An 18706-nucleotide genomic window follows, 5' to 3' on the forward strand; every position below is an offset into this window, starting at 1 on the left:
GGAGTCTCCATCGATCGTGGTGACGATCGGCGCGGTTACAGGTACGGGAGGGTCAGGCGGCGAGGGGGGCTTCGCTGCGGGCAGCAATGCGTACAAGACGCGTGGAGGTACCTGAGAGCGGGGAGACGGCGGCAAGCATGGATGTCTTCACGGTGTATGCCCTTGTTTGTTTTTGTTGGGTCTGGCCCGGTTCATGACCAGGCTGTTGAGCCCAGTATAGGCATGCAAAAATCAATTAAAAATGCTCATAAAAACCGGTGCGTTGTGCAAAAAAATCATAGATCTGGTGCGTTGGATTTGAGGCCACTCGCACCGTCAGGCGACGCGAGTGGCCCCGCCTGGCGGGAGGATTTACCAGATCGGTAAGGTGTAGCTGAGGATCAGGCGGTTTTCATCCAGGTCGCTGCCGAAGTTGGTCGAGCGCACTGTCGCGTTACGCCATTTCACCCCGACATTTTTCAGCGGCCCGCTCTGCACGACATAACCGATGTCGGTATCACGTTCCCATTCCTTGCCTTCCGGGCGATTGCCGCCCAGATCGATATTGTCGCCGGTGAGGTAGCGGGTCATGAAGGTCAGCCCCGGTACGCCGATGGCGGCAAAGTTGTAGTCGTAACGCGCTTGCCAGGACTTTTCGTCCTTGCTGGCGAAGTCGCCGATCTGTACGAAGTTCACCAGGAAGGCATCAGTGCCGTTGACGTAGGCGTAGCCGGTGTCGCCGCTCATGCCTTGATAACCCAGGCCGAACGCATGCCCGCCGAGGTTGTAGGTGAACATCGCGCCAATCGCATTGTTATCGACATTGCTGCCGCCATCGTCCGTGGAGCGGGCGAAACGCAGATCCGTCTTCAGCGATTGCCCGGTTGTGACTGGCAACACGTAGGTCAGGTTGACCAGGTGCTGACTGTAGAAGTTGTCGAGATGGCCGTAGCTGTAGCCAGTGGCGAGGTTGCTGGTCCATTTGTAGTTCAGGCTGGCGAAATCGAAGCTGTCGCTGTCGACATGGCGGGTGGTGATGCCCTTGGCGCCGGTGCGGGTGATGCCCATGTCCTCGTAGTCCGAGGAGTCGCGCTGATTGACCTGCGTCAGTCGCCCGGCATCCACGGTCAGGCCTTCGAGTTCCAGCGAGGTCAACTGACCGCCCTTGAAGGTTTGTGGCAGCAACCGTGAATCGTTGGCCAGAATCGTCGGCAGTTTCGGCAACAGCGTGCCGAGTTTCAGGGTGCTTTTGGAGGCACGCACTTTGGCGGTCAGGCCCAGTTCGCCGTACTCATCCTGCGCCCCTTTGCTCGTGTCGCGGTGACGTTTGAGCAGGCCGGAACCTGCGCGATCCGGGCTGGAATCGAGCTTGACGCCAACCAGGCCGATGGCATCGAAACCGACACCGATCAAACCGTCGGTGAAGCCCGATTCGTAGCGCAGCAGGAAACCCTGGGCCCATTCCTCTTGTTTGGATTGGGCGGCGTTGTCCTGGCGATAGTCACGGTTGAAATAGAAGTTGCGCAGCTCAAGACTGGCCTTGCTGTCTTTGACAAAGTCCGCATGGGCTTGGGTGGCAAGGCTGCTGCCTGCCAGGAACAGGGTGATCAGGGTGGGTTTCATTGCTTTTCTCTTGTTGTTATGAGCAGTGTTGTTTTGAGCAAGCCGTTCCCGCACTGACCGGGGCCAGTGGAGGGGAGGCTCGTTGAAGGTGCCCCGCGCCGGGCGGCGCAGGGCGGGAGTAAAAAAGCGCGAGCAAAGGAGCGGACTCGCGCTCGGGGCTGTTGACCCCGGAAAGCTGCAGCGTTAGTGACTGCTGGCCATGGCAGCGCCCAGGCCCGTCTGGGCACGGACGAACTGATCGGCATAGGCCGCGCGCTCGCGGTCGGCGCGCTCGCTGCGGTCCAGCTTGGACGCCACCACGATGACCAGGAAGGCCAAAGGCATGGAGAACAGTGCCGGCTGATCGTAGGGGAAGATCGCCTGGGCATGGCCCAATACGCCGACCCACACCGACGGCGAGCCGATGACCAGGGCCAGGGCGCTGATCAGGCCAGTCAAACCGCCATAGAGGGCGCCACGGGTGGTCAAGCCGCCCCAGTACATGGCCATGATCAATACCGGGAAATTCGCAGAAGCCGCGATGCCAAACGTCAGGCCGACCAGGAAGGCGATGTTCTGGCCCTCGAACAGAATGCCGAGGGAAATCGCGACGATGCCCAGACCGACAGTGGCGATGCGCGAAACGCGCATTTCCTGCTTCTCGTCGGCCTTGCCCTTCTTCAATACCGAGGCATAAAGGTCGTGAGAGATGGCCGAGGCGCCAGCCAGTGCCAGGCCGGCCACCACAGCAAGAATGGTGGCGAAGGCCACGGCGGAGAGGAATCCGAGAAACAGGTTGCCACCCACTGCCTTGGCCAGGTGCATGGCCACCATGTTGCCGCCGCCGATCATGGCGCCGCCGAGCTTACCGTCGACATAGTACTGCGGGTCTGTGCCGACGATGACAATGGCGGTGTAGCCCAGGATGCAGACCACCAGGAAGAAAAAGCCGATGAACACCGTGGCGAAGAGCACCGATTTGCGCGCCTCCTTGGCATTGGGCACGGTGAAGAAACGCATCAGGATGTGCGGCAGGCCGGCGATGCCGAAGACCAGGCCGAGTGACAGTGACACCGCGTTGATCGGGTCGGCCAGCAAGGTGCCCGGGCCCATAATCTGCACGCCGCTGGCATGCACCGCCACGGCTTGGGCGGCCAGCGTCTCGAAGCTGAAGCCGAAGCGACTCAGGGCCAGCAGCATCAAGGTAGTGCCGCCGGCCAGCAGCAGGACCGCCTTGGTGATCTGCACCCAGGTGGTGGCGAGCATGCCGCCGAAGATCACGTAGACCAGCATCAGCAGGCCGACCACCACCACCGCCGTGCGGTAGTCGAGACCGAACAGCAGCTTGATCAACTGACCGGCACCGACCATCTGCACCACCAGGTAGCAACACACCACCGTCAGCGAGCCGAGGGCGGCGAAGCTGCGCACGCGAGTTTGATCCAGGCGGAAGGAGACGATGTCGGCGAAAGTGTAGCGACCCAGGTTGCGCAGGCGCTCGGCCATCAGGAAGGTGACGATGGGCCAGCCGACGAAGAAGCCAATGATATAGATGAAACCGTCATAGCCCTTGGCGAACACCAGGCTCGAGAGACCCAGCAAAGTGGCCGCCGACATGTAGTCACCAGCGATCGCGAGGCCATTCTGAAAACCCGTGATACCGCCACCGGCGCTGTAGAAGTCGGCGGCGGAGTGCGTGCGACGGGATGCCCACCAAGTGATCAGCAAGGTGGCAAGGACGAAGACGAAGAACATGCCGATGGCATGCACATTGAGCGGTTGCTTCTCCGCGGTGATAGTTGCGGCGTTGGCCAGCAGGGGGCTTAGGGCGAGAAGGGCGAGTAGGCGTTTCATGCGCGGGTCTCCAGGAGGATCTGCGCGCTGAGCGCGTCGAAACGGGTGTTGGCGGTGTTCACGTACCAGGCGGTAAGCAGCCAGGACAGCAGGATAATTGCCACGCCGATCGGCATGCCGAGGCTGAGATGACTGCCGTCGTACAGTGGCAGGTGCAGCCAGGCAGGTGCGAAGGCCACTACCATGATGAAGCTGTAATAGACAGCCAGGACCGCGGCGCTCAGTGACCAGGCCAGCAGCGCGCGCTGGCGGGTGAGTCGCTGGAACTTGGGATTGGCCCTGACCTGGGCGCAGGTCTGGGCGTGGTTCGGATGGTCAGTCGTCATGATGAGGCTCCGCTTCTAATTGTTGTTGTATGTCGGCCTTTTGAGGGGCGTACGGGTACCCGGGCGACGTCCCGAAGCGGAGCGTCACCTGAATGCTGCTGGAGTCGTATCTGCCCTTGCGATCTTCCGGAGGCGAGGGATGTTGAAATGGCACCGGTCAGGTGCCGACAGGGAACCCGCCTATGAGCTCTCGACGGGTCCGAATGTGGCAGTGGTTGCGCTGTCGCACAGCTGCCTGTTTCGGCTTGAAAGCAGTGTTTTTTTCCTGCATTCATGCCGTCAGCCCTGATTGAAAATTGGGCGTTTCCGGTTGAGAAACGATGCTGGTCAAACCAGGCTGAATGCGAGTATATGTTGGCTAATTTCCAATATGTATTGGCAGAAAAGCCTGATGAATATGCAAAAACGCACAACCCAAAGTCATGTGAATTGGGACGATATGCGCTTCTTTCTCGAGGTCGCCCGTGCTCACACCGCGAGTGGCGCAGCACGTCGTTTGGGGGTGGACTACACCACGGTGTCGCGGCGCATCCGAGCCCTTGAGCAAAGCCTTGGCGCGTTGCTTTTCGAGAAGTCCCGAGCGTCGGGTTTTGTCATGACTGTCGAGGGGCAGCGCCTGGTCAGTCACGCCGAAACGCTGGAAAGTACGCTGCTGGCAGCCTGCGAACAGGTTTCCGGAACCACCGGGGGGCTCGCCGGGCACCTGCGCATCGGCTGTACCGAAGCTTTCGGCTCCTGTTTCATCACCACGCAGATGAGCCACTTCATCATCCACTACCCGCATATCTCCGTGGACATCCTGCCGGTCCCGCACTTCGTCAACCTGTCACGGCGCGAGGCAGACATCGCCATCACCCTGGAGCGGCCTGAGCGCGGTCCGTACGTGTGCTCGCGGCTGTGCGACTACCGACTGCGTCTGTATGCGACACCGGAGTACCTGGCCAATCATTCGCCGATTGCCAGTCGCGAGGATCTGGCCGGTCACCCCTTCGTGACCTACGTCGAGGATCTGGCCTTCAGCTTCAAGCTGCTCTACCTGAACGATCTGCTTCCCGGCGCGCACAGCCGCCTGCGCAGCACCAGCGTAGTTTCCCAGTACCATGCGGCGCTGGAAGGGCGTGCGCTGGCCATCCTGCCTTGCTTCCTCGCCGGTCGCGACCCGCGCCTGTGCGAAGTGCTGCCGGATGAGGTGGAGGTCACTCGACAGTTCTGGATGTACTACAGCGAGGACCTGCGCAAGCTCAAACGGATTACTTTGGTAGCCGACTACCTGCGCGCCTGCGCGGATCTCAATCGCCCGCTGCTGATGGGCGAGTCGCAAGCGATGGCCTACTTGCCGTCGCCCTGAGGTTGCTACTCTGATCAGCGGTTCACCCTAAAATAATAAAAACAGGTGTCTCCATGCGTCTCGACCATGCGTTGTTAACCGATGTCAGCGGCAAACCGATACGTCAGCAGCACAAAATTTTTTCAACCGATTGGGATGAAATCAGCGACTGGTCGGATCGCGTTTACATGCCCTATCGTGTGTCCCCCATAGGGCATGCCATCAAGCCGCGCGCAACCATGCATTCATCCAGGATTGGCGAGTTGACGCTGACTCGTTTTGCCTATGGCGTTGGTGTGAGCGTCGATGAATTTTCGCCCGAGGCGGGGAATGCATTACTGCTTACGACCATTCGCGGTAATGCCCGGCACTGGGCTCAGCGTTCGGTCACCGAGGATACGGCGGTAGGTGAATCCTTCATTGCCAATTGCAGTCGTGTCGATTACCGGATCGACCTCGACCCGGAGCACTTGCAATTGAATCTGACCATTCCTCATGCAGTCTTGGAGCGGATGGCGCAGCAGTGGTTTGGGTTCGTGCCCGATGATCAGTTCTGGAGACACAAGTGCGTCATCGGTGGAGTCGGTTCGAGCTGGCTAAGTCTGCTGGAGTACACGGTTCGTTGTGTGGCCGAGGCTTCCGAACACATGGCTGAAGGACGTCTGGGGGCTCATCTGGAGCAAAGTCTTTGCGTTCATTTATTGCGAGAGTGGGCGGCCCGCGCCGCGCAAGCAGGGCTTGATTTCAATAGTCCAATGAACCGGATTGCACCGCGTTATGTCCGGGCCGCTGAAGAGTTCATGAGTGCCAATGCAGCGTGCCTGCCGACGATGGCAGAGGTTGCCAGTGCCGTTGGGACCAGTGTGCGGGCATTGAGTGGGGCCTTCTCGCGTTTTCGCGGCATGACGCCCGGTGCGTTCTTGCGCGAGCAGCGGTTGCAGGGTGTGCGCCGGGATTTGTTGGCAACGGATCCGGCGTCGGGTACGACTGTTTCCGCCATTGCCTTTCGGTGGGGGTATCTGAACCTGGGTGAATTTGCGGGAATCTATCGCAAGCGTTTCAGTGAATTACCCTCCCAAACCTTGCAGCGCCGACTGCGCTAGCGATGCGAGGCAGGAAAGGGCACCGAGAGTGACGTCTGACTCACTCTCGGTGCCCGGGAAGCCAACCACTTGCTGTGGGTCAGAACACCCACAACAGCCGTAGGTTAACCCGCTGCTTTTCCTTGAAGCCGTTGTCGACCGATACGTCTTGGCCGTAATTGAGCAGGGCCTGGAACGTGGGGGTCATCCAGTACGATCCCCCGACACGGTACTTGCTGGTGTTGGGTTCATCGTCCTGATCCTGACCGTCAATGCGCGTCTCACCCCCCCAGAGTTGAGACGCACCGACATGCACCGACAGCTTGGGCGTCACGGCGTATCTCAGGTACGTCTGGGCTTGCCATAGCGGCTTCTGGCGTAACGTCAGGCTTTGACTCGTGAGGTCGTCATTTTTGCCAAACAGGGTCACATCGGCGGTGAGGTCCAGAGACAAATTGTCAGTGAGGCCGGTCACATAGCCCGTCTGCAATGTCATCTTCCAACGATTCTCGCCAAGGTTTAGTGCATCGTTTCGGTCATAGCTACCGGTCGGCACGAACAGGTAGGGCGCTATGCCCCAGTAACGGTTCTTCGCCGGATCATTCACGAGCCACAGGGTGGACGCCAGAATCAAGTCGCCCGTGCCATTGGCTTGTCCCAACGCGTCGTTATCGCGTGTTCCTTCCAGACGCCCGAATGGCAACAGGAACTGCGTATTGATCGTGTAGTCACCCAGCTGCTGGTAATTCGCGACGCGCAAGATGCCGATGTCCGAGTCGAGTCCCGCTTTGATCCCAACCTTGTGACCATCACTGTAAAGCGCCCGCCGCTCGGCATGCTGGAGGTAAAGCAAGCCAATATTGCTGCCGGCCGGCAGCGCAGCGGTGTATTCGCCGGCGTCCACATCGATGGCTTGGGCGTTGCCCGCCAGAGTCGCCAGCAGGAAGCCAGCACTGATTGTTGCCGTGTCAAATGCGCATTTTGTGGATCGAGCGCGCGCAGGGGTACGTGTGGAGATCTCCATGAGTCACCTGTTTTGTTTTTATTGTTTTCGCAGAAGAGGGATAGTTTTCTTGCGCCATCGCCTGGAGCCCTTGGAGGGCTCTCATGCGAATCGAATCAGGTACGGAGTCAGGTGTTCAGATTGCGGTAGGCCGCCGTTTCGAAATCCAGATAACCATTGGTCGAAACAGGGTCTACGAACGGCAATATCTGAGTGGCCCAAAAACCACCGATGCCATTCTTGCGATCGATCCAATAGAAAAGATTGGCCAACCCCGCCCACGCCAAAGAGCCCGCAGGGCGACCGGTGGGTGCGTCTTGTTCGTTGACCATGAAACTCAACGCCCATGACTTTGGCATGCCGGGGAAGAATTCCGCAGTGTGGGAAATACTCGGAATCACGCAGGGAAGGGCTTTGATTTTCAGGTTGTCGAGCCCGTTTTTTTCAGCAAAACGAATCGTCCCAGGCTTCAGGATTCGTCCGTGATCACCCTGTCCATCGTTTAGCCAGGCCCGGATGAACAGGCAATAATCCTTCACTGTCGAGAACAGGCCATGGCCTCCCATGTGCACTTCCGGTTCCTCTGGAAGGAGGGGGCCCTCGACTGCGGTCAGTGATCCGTCTTCTTCACGCTGATGCATTCCAGCCCGTCGCTGGAGCATCGATGCGGTCATGCTAAAAGCGGTATCGGTCATGCCCAGAGGCTCGAAAATACGCTGTCGCATGACGTCACCCAGACGATTGCCGGTAATGGCCTCGACCACCAGGCCGGCCCAATCCATGTTGGAGCCGTATTCCCACTGTTCGCCAGGCTCAAACAGCAAGGGCGTTAAAAGTGCCGCCAACGACCCACTGATGATGCTGGGCTGGCGACCTTCCTGGACGAGCCTGTTGTAGTTTTCGTTAAAGAATTCATAACCCAGGCCTGCCGTATGAAGCAGAAGCATCCGCGTGGTGATATGTTTTTTAGGGGCTCGAAGCCGCGGGGTGCCGTCGCTGTCAAACCCTTCGAGCACCTTCAGTTCGCCGATCATCGGCACATAGTCCCTGGCAGGCGCATCGAGATCCAGTCGGCCTTCCTCGACCAGCTGAAGCACCGCCGTGGCGGTTATCGCTTTAGTCGTGGAAAACATGGCGAAGACACTGTCGGTCGTCATTGCACCGGCTTGACCGAGCGTCCGTTGACCTGAAGCACCCTCGTAGATCAAACCGTCTCGCCCGGTGATTGCTGCGACTACGCCTGGGACGCACTGCTGTCCTGTGGTGACGGCATCGAGCAAGTGGTTGAGTGATGATGTAAAACCTGGATTCATTATTTTTATTCTCCTTAAACCCAACCCATAGTCCGCTCGGCTAGAGCCTATGGCGGGGCAGTGGTAGGACTGACTGGGCCGACGTGAAGCGAGGAGCGTCGGGCCAGTGGAGAGTAAAAAAATAAATTGAATGCGTTTGTCGGCTGCCGGCAGAGGGTGTCGGAATCAGGCACTTAATTTAAGTGCCGTGCAGGTGGGGATGTTTTGTGGTTTGACGAGTTGTCTGTGCCGCGCTTTGCCATGCAGATCAGGCACTACCGGGCGGTATCAGGGGGGGAGGGTTGGAACGGTTACGGGGCAGTGTTTACCGCCCCATAGCACCTGCGGTCTTTATTGGCTGGAGCGAACGGCCCCTCCATCAATCAACAAATTCTGCCCGGTCAGGTAGCCCGCATGGCTGCTGCAAACGAAAGCGCACAGGGCGCCGAATTCTTCGGGTGAGCCGAAGCGTTTAGCGGGAATTTCGCTGCGGCATTCGCCGAGGAATGCTTCACTGTCTTGCCCCGACTCTTGGGCAGCAGCGACCAGGTTGTCACGCAGTCGATCGGTGTCGAATGAGCCCGGTTGCAGGTTGTTGATCGTCACATTGCGACTGGCAATGTTTTCCTGTCGGGCAAGCCCTGCGATAAATCCGGTCAGACCACTGCGCGCGCCATTGGAAAGGCCCAGGCTTTCGATGGGGGACTTCACGGCACTCGATGTGATGTTGATGATTCGGCCAAATCCGCGTGACGCCATACCGTCTACCGTTGCCTTGATCAACTCGATAGGGGTGAGCATGTTGGTATCCAGCGCCTTGACCCAGGCGTCGCGGTTCCATTCGCGGAAATCCCCGGGAGGAGGGCCTCCGGCGTTGTTGATCAAAATATCGAAATGCTCATGGGCCATGAGGGCTGCTGCGCGACCCTCAGGCGTTGAAATGTCTCCGGCTACGGCGATGACAGTCACTTCAGGATTGATCGCTCTGAGCTGACGGGCTGTTTCATTCAGCGTCTGTTCGCCTCGCGCGGTGATCACCACGTTCACGCCTTCGCTGACGAGTGCCTGTGCGCAGGCTTTACCCAGGCCTTTGCTGGCCGCGCATACCAGCGCCCAGCGTCCTGCTATTCCGAGATTCATGCGTGTTTTCCTGAAAGAAGGAAGCTCATAGAGAGTGCTTGCCTACTGCAGCACCCATGCTCACGCATGGTTCGCAGTGATAGGCAGGTTTGGCGATCGAGTACTGATGCCCATGAAGCGCCGCACTCTCTCTCCTTCGGCATCGCAGCGTATGGTTTCTGGTGCAGCATCCAGCTGGATATTACCGTTCTCCATGAAGACGACCCTGTCGGAAATCGACATGGCAAAGTCCATTTCGTGGGTGACGATAATCATGGTCATGCCTTCGCTGGCAAGGTCGCGTATGACGTTCAGTACATCGCCCACCAGCTCTGGATCGAGCGCTGACGTAGGCTCGTCGAACAGCATGATGTCCGGCTCCATGGCCAAGGCACGAGCGATCGCCACGCGCTGTTGCTGTCCGCCGGAGAGCTGGTGCGGGTACTTGTGGGCATGGGCGAGCAGGCCGACTTTGTCCAGCAGCGCATAAGCACGGTGTTCGCTCAGCTCGCCCGGGATGCCGTGGTAACGCGGCGCCAACGTGACGTTGTCGAGAATGGTGCGGTGCGGGAACAGATTGAAGCTCTGGAACACCATGCCAATGTGTCGCACACCTTTGCGCAGGCGGGCGCTGTTGGGCTTGTCCGACGCTTCGATGAATTTTTCGCCGAACAACAGAATGTCGCCTGTATCGATGCTTTCCAGGCCGTTGACCGTGCGGATCAGCGAAGTTTTGCCGGAGCCGGATGGGCCAATGATCGAGATCACCTGGCCGTATTCGACATTCAGATCGATACCCATCAGCACTTGGTGCGTGCCATAGCTCTTCTGGATGTTCTTCAGTTGCAGGATGGGCGTCGTGTTGCTGGCCGCGGCTTTACGCGCAATGTCGGGTAAGGCTTCGGCACAGGCCTTGAGCTTGGCCACGGCAGCGGCGTCGAGTGTATGCGGCTTGCGGAAATTCAGGTCCAGGTAGCGTTCCAGACGCTGCAGGAAAAAGCCGAACACGGTGACGATCAGCACGTAATACACGCCCACCGCCGCCAGGGTTTCCATGACCAGGAAGTTGGTGGCGTAGAGGCGTTGGCCAACCGTGAGGATTTCGGTCAGGGAGATGACCGAGACCAGCGACGTCAGCTTGACCACCGTGATGTATTCATTGATCAGCGTCGGCAGCGAGATACGGAAAGCCTGGGGGATCACGATCAAGCGCTGCATGCCGAACAGGCCGACACCCAGCGCGCGGCCGGCTTCCTTCTGGCCCTTGGCCACGGAGATCAGGCCACCACGGTGGATCTCCGCCATGTAAGCCGCTTCCGTGACCACCAGGGCCAGCAAGCCAGAGTAGAAGGGGTTGGACAGAATCGGTCCGCTACCGGGAAACAATTGCGGCAAGTTGTAGACAAAGACCACCAGCACCAGCAACGGGATGCTGCGGAAGAACCAGATGTAGACCGCCGCGGGAATGCGCATTAAAGGCGACTGGGACAGCTTGGCCGTGGCCAGGCCAAAGCCCAGCAGCATGCCGAGGAACCAGGCCAGGGCACTGAGTTGGACCACCGTGACGCAGGCCTTCCAGAAGTCCGGCAGGGAGAACAGGGAGATGAAATACGACCAATCGAATTGCATAGGGCACCTCGATCTGCCGCCCCGGTGCAGGGGCGGCAGATGACCAGACTACAAGGACACGTTCTTAGTGGGCAGTCGGTTCTTCCAAGCCATATTTCTTAAGAATAGCGGCGTACTCACCGCTCTTTTTGGTCTCCTCGAAGGCTTTTTGCACGGCCTGGTAGGTTTCGTCGTTACCTTTCTTGACGAAGATACCCAGGGTTTGCTGATAGATCGGGTGTTCGGTGGTGATCACGACCCGGCCATTGGTTTTTTCCGCGATCATTTTTGCAGCGCCAGCGATTTCAACCTGGGCCTGGATGTTTTTGGACAACAGGGCCTGGGTCACTTCGGGTGCGGAGGGGTACTCGCTGACGGTGATGGCGCCTTTGTTGTTCGGCACGCAGTAGTCATCGGAGAGTTTCTTGAACTCCTTGACCCAGGTGGTGCCCTGTTCCAGGCCCAGTTTCAAGCCGCACAGGTCTTCCGGTTTTTTCGCATTGATCTCGCTGCCCTTGGGCACCATGACCGCGGCACCGGTGTTGGCATAGGCGATGGTTTGGGCCTGAGTCTGGCGCTCCGGTGTGATGTACATGCCGGAAATGACCGCGTCGTATTTGGCGGAGTTCAGGCCCAGGATCAGGCTCGGGAACTTGGTGTCGACGAACTCCACCTTGGCGTTCATGTGCTTGGCCAGGGCCGCTGCCAGTTCGGGATCCGAACCCACCACGTTTTTGTCTTTGTCATAGGACTCGAAGGGTGGGTAGGTGATTTCCATGCCGACCTTGAACGTGTCTGATGCGGCCATGCTCAACGAGGCACCGAGCATACCGGCTGCCAATACAGCCAAGCTCAACAGGTTTTTTTTATTGTTTTTCATTTTTACTGACTCCGGCGTAGGTAAGGGGAAACTGAAAACTTCAATCAGGACGGTTGAGCCTGATTTTTCAAATGTCCGAAACTGGCGGGCTTGCGTGCCTTGCCTGGCAGTTGAACGTCCCCATTGGCCACCCTCTGCCGCAGATACTGATAGGTCTGCAGTGCCTGGCCATACATGTGTTCGCCGATCGTGATTTCTTCGTAGTCGTTACCTCCCTGGGCGAACCCGGGCAACGGTTTGATCTGGGTGTGATAGTCGCAGGCATAAAACAGCGGAAAGGAATAACGCTCCTCCTTCACGCTCCGCACCCGGTGCGCCGTGGCAACGAATGCGCCTGCCGTCATCACTTCCAGCATGTCGCCGATGTTGACCACAAAGGCATCGGCAAGCGGTGGTGCATCGATCCATTCTCCGAGGTTGTTCATCACCTCAAGGCCTGGTTTGTCGGCCAGGAGGATGGTGAAGCACTCATAATCAGTATGGGCGCCAAGACCCGGTGCGTCATGGGCGGCACCGTCGAAGGGATAGTGGATCAGGCGCAGCTTGGACGGCGGGCGGGTGACCAGGCTGTCGAAGTAGTTTTCTTCCAGGCCCAGGGTCAGGGCAAAGCCGCCGAACAAACGCCGGCCCAAGGCGAAGATCGCTTCATAGTAGGCCTGCACCGACGCCTTGAAATCCGGCAGCTGCGGCCAGTCGTTGGGCCCCAGCAACGGGGTGTTGGCCAGCACCAGCGGGTCATCGGCCGGGACTTCGAAGCCGACGTCGAAGGCTTCCTTGTGGTCCGGCTTGCCTTTGGAATAGACCTCTTCGCCTTCGGGTACAAAGCCCTTGTGAGTTTGCGAGGTGCCGATGTAATGCCGCATCTTGGTGTCGAAGGGTTGGTCGAAAAAGTCCTTGGCCGCCTTGCGCAGGTTGGCGATCAGTTGCGGGTCGATACCGTGATGGGTGATATAGAGGAACCCGACCTCGCTGGCGGCGCGCCCCAATTGTTCGGCCACGGCCAAGCGTTGTTCCAGTTCGACGCTGAACAGACCGGCGATGTCGACCACCGGGATGCTATTGAAGTTGGCTTTGTGTGTGTCAGTGCTGGCGCTGTTGTTTTTATTGTCAGGCATGACGCATCGGCTCCCTAAGGATGGCTTGAGTGGTGGAAACGCTCGAAGTGTTCGCGCTCGGTCTGGCCCATCCACACGTTCAATGACCACAGGTCGGCGACCGGGACATTGGTGAAGGGCAAATGATGCAGGTAGCCGTCGGCGCCGAATTCCGGGGTCAGGGTGCTGACCTGGTAACCGCGGGCTTGCTGCGAGCGCCAGATGCTTTCCCAGTGCTGCTGATGGAAAGCCAGTTCTTTTGCATATTCGGGAGCCGCCGGGTGCGGAACCTGCGGGCCCTGGTCGTAACCGACCCGTGCCTGGATGTGGTGAACCCGCTCGATGAAAGCGCTCAGATCATCGGCCGGGTCATTCAACAGACGCTCGCAGGTCACGACCCAATGGCTGATGTCACTGGTGAACAACAGATCGGGCAGTTGCCGGATCAACTCCAGGGTCACCCAAGGGTTGAACAGCGAACGCGAGCGGTGGGTTTCGAAACTGCAGACCTGACCGTGCTTGCGCGCCAGTTCCAGTGCCTGACCGAAGAACTCCACTTGTTGTGGCAAGGACCAGCGATCATTGCCCGCCAGCACGTTGACGAAACGTGGGCCGAGCTCGGCGGCCCAGGCGAGTTTCTGATCGAGGTCATTGAGGTGAACGGCAGGGGTCGCCGACTGCTCCGGCAGCACATCGTATGCCGTGAAGACGGTGCTGATATAACCCAGGCGATTGGCTTGGAGAAAGGCCGCGAACTCAGCCCGTTCACGGGCGTCCAGTGGCAGACGCGCTTCCATTCCATCAAAGCCCGCCTGCAGCAGCTCTTCAAGCGCCTGGGCCTTGCTGGCGGTGTAACCCCACAGCGTGCGGAAAATTTCCAGCTTCATCGGCAATCCTCAAAAATTCTCGGGCCTGTTGCAAAAGCACTTCGACAAAGCCAGTCGGCGATCAAGGGCCAGCAATGGCAGAGGATTTTTGAGCCGGGTCTCTGCCTGATGGGGCCCACTAAGCGCTGCCGAGGCTGGTTCGCTGTGGAGCCGATGTTAGGCGTAGGCGGCGGGGTGGAAGAATCTGAAAACTCAAATGAATACTTCAGACTTTCGTCAACAAATAGCTAGCTATTCATCGCGCTTTTCAAGAGGGATTTTATGGGCGAGTAGGTGTCTACGCTGGCTATTAGCGAGGAGTGCCACTGTTACGGCATCGTTTTGAAGAGTCCCAAGCGAGAGCGGGGCGCTGATGGTCTGCTTCTGGGTCGATTGCCGTCTGTGGCGAAGGGCAGCAATCGACCAAAAACGATCATTGGAAACCGACACCGGCAACGTCGCGATGTTGCTGTTGAAAGGTTAGGGATGGGCCCTGCGCAGTATTAATGCCCGGGCATCGGACTGCTCGGGCGTTTTACATCGCGTTTTCGCCTTGCCGGGTCAGGGCCCGCCATACGGCTCGGTTGAGGCAACCGGGGCGTACGCAGTAACAGGCTGATTTCATCGCAGCTGACCGCTTTGCTGAAAAGGTGGCCCTGAATTTCATCGCAGCCGTTTTCACGCAGGAAGGTTTGCTGCTCTTCGGTTTCGACACCTTCGGCAATGACCTTGAGGTTCAGTTTGTGCCCCAACGAAATCACCGCGGTGGCGATGGCTTTGTCGTTCTCGTTGTCGGGCAGATCGCGCACGAAAGACTGGTCGATCTTGAGTCTCGCGATCGGGAAGCTTTTCAATGCGGCGAGGCTGGAGTAGCCGGTGCCGAAGTCGTCGATCGAGAGACTGATCCCCATTGATTGCAGTTCCTTCATTTTGCTGATGGCTTGCTGAAGGTCTTGCATGATCAGGCTTTCGGTCAGTTCCAGCTCAAGGTACTTGGGGTCAAGTCCGGTTTCTTGCAAGGCATGCCTCACCCGGTCGATCAGGTCCCTTTCGATGAACTGGCGTGCTGAAATATTCACCGACATCGTGATCGGCGGCCAGCCTGCATCCTGCCAGTCCTTGTTCTGTCTGCACGCGGTATGAATCACCCAGTCGCCGATGGGCACGATCAGCCCGGTCTCTTCGGCCTGCGGAATGAATTTGATTGGAGACACCATGCCGAGCTCGGGGTGCTGCCAGCGAATCAGTGCCTCTACGCCGATAATCTGACCTGACTGCAAATCCACCTGTGGCTGGTACAGCAGCAGGAACTCGTCATGGTTGAGTGCGTTTCGAAGCCCGTCTTGCATGGCGAGCTTGCCCTGAACCTTGTTATTCATCTCGCTCTTATAGAACTGGTAGCTGTTGCGACCCAGCTCCTTGGCCCGGTACATGGCGGCGTCCGCGTTGCTGAGCAACGTGTCGGTATCGCTGCCGTCGGCAGGGTAGGTGGCCAATCCCATGCTGCAGGTGACGTGGAGTGTATGTCCGCTGAGCTGAATCGGCCGCAGGATGGCTTCCTGGATTTTGTGCAGGGCTGGAGTAACGCCGTCGACGTCTGAGGGCTGGTCGAACAGGATGATCACAAACTCGTCGCCACCCAGTCGCACGACGGTGTCGGTGCGGCGTACACACTCCAGCATGCGCTGGGCGACGGTTTTCAGCAGTTCGTCTCCAGCACTGTGCCCAAGGCTGTCATTCACCAGTTTGAATTTGTCCAGATCGAGAAACACCACCGTCACCAGGCGGTTGTAGCGCTGAGCATAAAGTATTGCCTGCTTGAGACGGTCTTCGAGCAGTGTGCGATTCGGCAGCCCGGTCAGTGCGTCATGATCGCCCATATAGCGAATGCGCTTTTCGGTAAGCTGGCGTTCTATCGCAATGCCGGCAAGCGGCGTCGCCATGTTGATCAGTCGCGTCTCGGTCACGCTTGGGCTGCGTACGGTGTTGGAATACAAGGCAAACGTACCCAATACCTTTCGCTCATGGGACAGAATCGGCGTCGACCAGCAGGCGCGAAATCCATAGGGCGCAGCGGCTGCACGGTACGCCTCCCACAGCGGATCCAGCTCGATATCCGTGACGATGACCGGTTCTCGTCGATACACCGCGGTGCCGCATGAACCGACGTTCGGACCGATCGCAATCCCGTCAATGAGCTGGTTATAGGCTTTCGGCAAACTGGGGGCCGCCCCGTGCAGCAGGTGCTTGCCATCCTCATCCAGCACCAGGATGGACACCATCATCCCCTCCAGCTGGGACTCCACCAGGTGAGCCAGGCTGTCCAGGACTTCTGCTAGCTCGGTGCTTCTGGCGATCAGCTCCAGGACATGACCTTGTCCGGCACGGATGACGGCTTCTTGCTCTAATCGGCTGTTTTGCAGGGCGAGCCGCTCTGTGGCGATACTCAATTGGACCGTTCTTTTTTCCAGTTGAAGTCGGTCCTTGAGGAATTGATTCACCGCGCGAGCCATGTTGCCGATCTCGTCCTTCCCATGCTCCGCCATCATCAAATGCGTTTTGTCAGTGTGTTCCTGGCGCAATTGCCGGCTTATTTCATTCAGGCGCACGAGCACATGACGGCCCATGAAGACCCGGGTCACGAACCAGGCGAACACCAGGCTGGCGCCCAACATGATCAGCACCCATTGCTGGCTACGATTTGAGGCCTCGACCAGGCGCTGCAAGGCTTCGCGATAGTCTTCGGTGTAAGCACTGGATTGCGCACGTGCCACCGCGACCAGAACCCCGGCCTCATTCTTCAGTTCCTCGTTGAAGCGCTGTATGACGTTGTGCTGATTGATGAGCCTCAGGCGCAGGGAGAAGAGATCGGGCGTCTGCACATCAGCGTCGGGTAACTGGCCTGCGGTGCGTGACAGGTGCTCATAGCGGATCTGCAGCCGTTGCACGGCAGCACTGTCAACTGCCTGCGGCAGATCGAAAAGCAACACCGCCAGTTCCAGGCTGGCCGGGGTCTGAGTCGCGGTTAACCGGGTGGTGTGATCCTCCATGGCTTGCTCGAAGGTGACCTCGGTTTGCAGCAGGCTTTCTCGCAGCTGCGCAACGATGGTGGCGGTATTGTGGAACATCTGACTCGACTGATGCATGTCGAGTATCGCCACGCCACTGTTCGAGGCAGTCAGCTGCTGCACCAGTTGATCAAGGGCTTCAAGCTGTTCGACGGTCGCCGCATAGCTTGACCGCAGGGTGTCGGGGGAGCGGGTTGTCAGAAGCTGATCGGTCTGGCGTTCGATCAGCAAGGTACGCTGCAGCATGTCTTGCCCGTCCTGCATGCGGACCAGTCGTTCATCCGTCAGCTGGCGGGTGGCGCTGTTTGACGTGCGTAAGGCGTAGACCGCCGTTGCACCACTCGCCAGGATCAGCAGCGCCAGCGTCAGGAACGCCAGTGTGAACTGTGCGCGTAGCGATTGCGGCAATAGCCGGCGTCCGAGCCGGGAAGTAACGTCCACTGTCAGGGATTCCATTGGTGGCGATAGATGTCTCGATAGCCATTGTCAGGGTCGTACTGGAATTTCTTCCCGCCGTCGAAGGCGATATTGTCGGCATTGACCAGGTGGATCGGCGCGACGAAGCCGCTCACCGGCTGACCTGCAAACAGTCGGTTCAATTCATCCATCACTTGCCAGCCATGCAGGTTGAGCGGCTCGGCGACGGTGACGGTCTGGTAGGTTTTTGCCTGGATGCGCAAGAAAGCCGAAGCGCTGCCATCACCGGCAGACAACAGGCTGATACCGTCGCTGGGTATTGCGGCGTTGGTCAATGAGGCAATCGAGTAGTCGAAATAGATATCGTTGATGGCCAGCGTGTGGGTCCAGCGCTTGCCATAGCGCTGAAGCAGCTCCTTGGTGATCGCCGGCATTTTCTCGCCACTTTCGGAGATTGCGACATCGCGCACTTCCAGCAACGTACATTCCTGACAGGCCCGAATGACGTCTTCCATGGCCTTGGCTTTCGCCATGGCGATGCTGTACTTGGAATCGGTCAGGATGACCACGCCGGCCTGTCCGTTTGACTGTGCCACTGCCGCCATGGCCGTGAGGCGAGCCACTTCGAGCGGGTCGGTCGTGACGTTCATGGCCACCGGTGTGCCATCAATCGGCCCGGGTCGTGCCCCGGCGTGCCAACCAACCACCGGCACATCTCTTTTGGCGAAGAGGATCAGCGCCGCATTGTTCTCAAGGGCATCGGAGCCGCACAGGATGAGGCCGTCGGGTTTCGCTGCCAGGGCATCGGAAAAGGCCTTCGCACGCCCGGCCGATGATCCCGCGCCATCGAATATCTTCAGCGTCCAGCCCATCGCCTTGGCAGCCTCGCGAGCGCCCTGGGCGACACCGACAATTCCTCCGTTACGCAAATCTTCTGCGACAAAGGCGATGCTCTTGCCCCGCAGGGCTTGCGGGCCGGATTCAGGGCCGCTCCAGCGAACGGCTTCGAGGGTGGCCCTGGATACGATTTCCTGCGCTTGAATCACCGTAACCGTGGCGTTTTCGACACCCGCTGCGGTTGGCAGGTTCTGGCTGAATCCGGGAGTTGCCGTGAGAAGACAGAAAACCGTAATTGAAGCCATCCAGGGCAGCCCGGGCCTGATCAGGCAGGTTCGCTCACCGCCTGTGA

14 protein-coding genes are annotated in these 18706 nt (G+C 58.8%); 2 read left to right on the top strand and 12 right to left on the bottom strand.

All coding sequences use genetic code 11. The features are described from left to right. Window positions 1-351: 351 nt before the first annotated feature. The 3 genes from QF010_RS01710 to QF010_RS01720 form a co-directional block, all read right to left on the bottom strand. Window positions 352-1602: an OprD family porin gene (locus QF010_RS01710; protein WP_429532429.1), complete on the bottom strand. Its 1251-nt coding sequence runs from the start codon at window positions 1600-1602 to the stop codon at window positions 352-354. Between the two features lie 183 nt (window positions 1603-1785). Then, the gene (locus QF010_RS01715) at window positions 1786-3435 is read right to left on the bottom strand and encodes a cation acetate symporter (RefSeq protein WP_008145787.1); all 1650 of its coding nucleotides are present in this window, start codon (window positions 3433-3435) and stop codon (window positions 1786-1788) included. Next, the gene (locus QF010_RS01720; RefSeq protein WP_008145786.1) at window positions 3432-3761 is read right to left on the bottom strand and encodes a DUF485 domain-containing protein; all 330 of its coding nucleotides are present in this window, start codon (window positions 3759-3761) and stop codon (window positions 3432-3434) included. The genes QF010_RS01715 and QF010_RS01720 overlap by 4 nt, the downstream gene beginning before the upstream one ends. A 397-nt stretch (window positions 3762-4158) precedes the next feature. Here QF010_RS01720 and QF010_RS01725 point away from each other — a divergent pair, with 397 nt between their 5' ends. Both QF010_RS01725 and QF010_RS01730 read left to right on the top strand, forming a co-directional pair. Further along, window positions 4159-5109 (top strand): LysR family transcriptional regulator, encoded by a 951-nt coding sequence (locus QF010_RS01725; RefSeq protein WP_033062215.1) that lies wholly within the window; start codon window positions 4159-4161, stop codon window positions 5107-5109. A 53-nt stretch (window positions 5110-5162) separates the two neighbouring features. Further along, complete coding sequence (locus tag QF010_RS01730; protein WP_429509657.1) at window positions 5163-6191, top strand: AraC family transcriptional regulator; 1029 nt, start codon at window positions 5163-5165, stop codon at window positions 6189-6191. Between the two features lie 79 nt (window positions 6192-6270). On the opposite strand, the gene QF010_RS01735 is transcribed toward QF010_RS01730, so the two are convergent. The 9 genes from QF010_RS01735 to QF010_RS01775 form a co-directional block, all read right to left on the bottom strand. Continuing rightward, the gene (locus QF010_RS01735) at window positions 6271-7194 is read right to left on the bottom strand and encodes a transporter (protein ID WP_429509658.1); all 924 of its coding nucleotides are present in this window, start codon (window positions 7192-7194) and stop codon (window positions 6271-6273) included. Between the two features lie 107 nt (window positions 7195-7301). Next, window positions 7302-8486: a methyl acetate hydrolase AcmB gene (gene acmB / locus QF010_RS01740; protein WP_429509659.1), complete on the bottom strand. Its 1185-nt coding sequence runs from the start codon at window positions 8484-8486 to the stop codon at window positions 7302-7304. 330 nt (window positions 8487-8816) lie between these two features. Then, window positions 8817-9605, bottom strand: coding sequence for an SDR family oxidoreductase (locus tag QF010_RS01745; RefSeq protein ID WP_429509660.1), 789 nt, complete (start codon window positions 9603-9605; stop codon window positions 8817-8819). 60 nt (window positions 9606-9665) lie between these two features. Continuing rightward, window positions 9666-11213 carry an amino acid ABC transporter permease/ATP-binding protein gene (locus tag QF010_RS01750; RefSeq protein WP_429532430.1) on the bottom strand — a complete coding sequence of 516 codons (1548 nt, stop codon included), beginning with the start codon at window positions 11211-11213 and terminating at the stop codon, window positions 9666-9668. Between the two features lie 64 nt (window positions 11214-11277). Beyond that, the gene (locus tag QF010_RS01755; protein WP_429509662.1) at window positions 11278-12072 is read right to left on the bottom strand and encodes an ABC transporter substrate-binding protein; all 795 of its coding nucleotides are present in this window, start codon (window positions 12070-12072) and stop codon (window positions 11278-11280) included. Window positions 12073-12116: 44 nt separating this feature from the next. After that, window positions 12117-13187, bottom strand: a complete 1071-nt coding sequence (locus QF010_RS01760; RefSeq protein WP_429532431.1) for an isopenicillin N synthase family dioxygenase — start codon at window positions 13185-13187, stop codon at window positions 12117-12119. A 14-nt stretch (window positions 13188-13201) separates the two neighbouring features. Next, the gene (locus QF010_RS01765; RefSeq protein ID WP_033062116.1) at window positions 13202-14053 is read right to left on the bottom strand and encodes a sugar phosphate isomerase/epimerase family protein; all 852 of its coding nucleotides are present in this window, start codon (window positions 14051-14053) and stop codon (window positions 13202-13204) included. Window positions 14054-14535: 482 nt separating this feature from the next. Then, window positions 14536-17556: an EAL domain-containing protein gene (locus QF010_RS01770; protein WP_429532432.1), complete on the bottom strand. Its 3021-nt coding sequence runs from the start codon at window positions 17554-17556 to the stop codon at window positions 14536-14538. Next, the gene (locus QF010_RS01775) at window positions 17544-18563 is read right to left on the bottom strand and encodes a substrate-binding domain-containing protein (protein WP_033062216.1); all 1020 of its coding nucleotides are present in this window, start codon (window positions 18561-18563) and stop codon (window positions 17544-17546) included. Before QF010_RS01775 ends, QF010_RS01770 begins: the two co-directional genes overlap by 13 nt. Between the last annotated feature and the right edge of the window lie 143 nt (window positions 18564-18706).

Origin of the sequence: Pseudomonas silensiensis (assembly GCF_050434865.1) — a bacterium.
Lineage (GTDB): Bacteria > Pseudomonadota > Gammaproteobacteria > Pseudomonadales > Pseudomonadaceae > Aquipseudomonas > Aquipseudomonas fluorescens_W.

Excerpts from the sequence above, each read along its gene's own strand:
- QF010_RS01735 (WP_429509658.1), bottom strand. The coding sequence starts at position 7,194 with ATGGAGATCTCCACACGTACCCCTGCGCGCGCTCGATCCACAAAATGC.
- QF010_RS01760 (WP_429532431.1), bottom strand. The coding sequence starts at position 13,187 with ATGCCTGACAATAAAAACAACAGCGCCAGCACTGACACACACAAAGCC.
- QF010_RS01765 (WP_033062116.1), bottom strand. The coding sequence starts at position 14,053 with ATGAAGCTGGAAATTTTCCGCACGCTGTGGGGTTACACCGCCAGCAAG.
- QF010_RS01725 (WP_033062215.1), top strand. The coding sequence starts at position 4,159 with ATGCAAAAACGCACAACCCAAAGTCATGTGAATTGGGACGATATGCGC.
- QF010_RS01745 (WP_429509660.1), bottom strand. The coding sequence starts at position 9,605 with ATGAATCTCGGAATAGCAGGACGCTGGGCGCTGGTATGCGCGGCCAGC.
- QF010_RS01750 (WP_429532430.1), bottom strand. The coding sequence starts at position 11,213 with ATGCAATTCGATTGGTCGTATTTCATCTCCCTGTTCTCCCTGCCGGAC.
- QF010_RS01755 (WP_429509662.1), bottom strand. The coding sequence starts at position 12,072 with ATGAAAAACAATAAAAAAAACCTGTTGAGCTTGGCTGTATTGGCAGCC.
- QF010_RS01770 (WP_429532432.1), bottom strand. The coding sequence starts at position 17,556 with ATGGAATCCCTGACAGTGGACGTTACTTCCCGGCTCGGACGCCGGCTA.
- QF010_RS01710 (WP_429532429.1), bottom strand. The coding sequence starts at position 1,602 with ATGAAACCCACCCTGATCACCCTGTTCCTGGCAGGCAGCAGCCTTGCC.
- acmB (WP_429509659.1), bottom strand. The coding sequence starts at position 8,486 with ATGAATCCAGGTTTTACATCATCACTCAACCACTTGCTCGATGCCGTC.
- QF010_RS01715 (WP_008145787.1), bottom strand. The coding sequence starts at position 3,435 with ATGAAACGCCTACTCGCCCTTCTCGCCCTAAGCCCCCTGCTGGCCAAC.
- QF010_RS01720 (WP_008145786.1), bottom strand. The coding sequence starts at position 3,761 with ATGACGACTGACCATCCGAACCACGCCCAGACCTGCGCCCAGGTCAGG.
- QF010_RS01730 (WP_429509657.1), top strand. The coding sequence starts at position 5,163 with ATGCGTCTCGACCATGCGTTGTTAACCGATGTCAGCGGCAAACCGATA.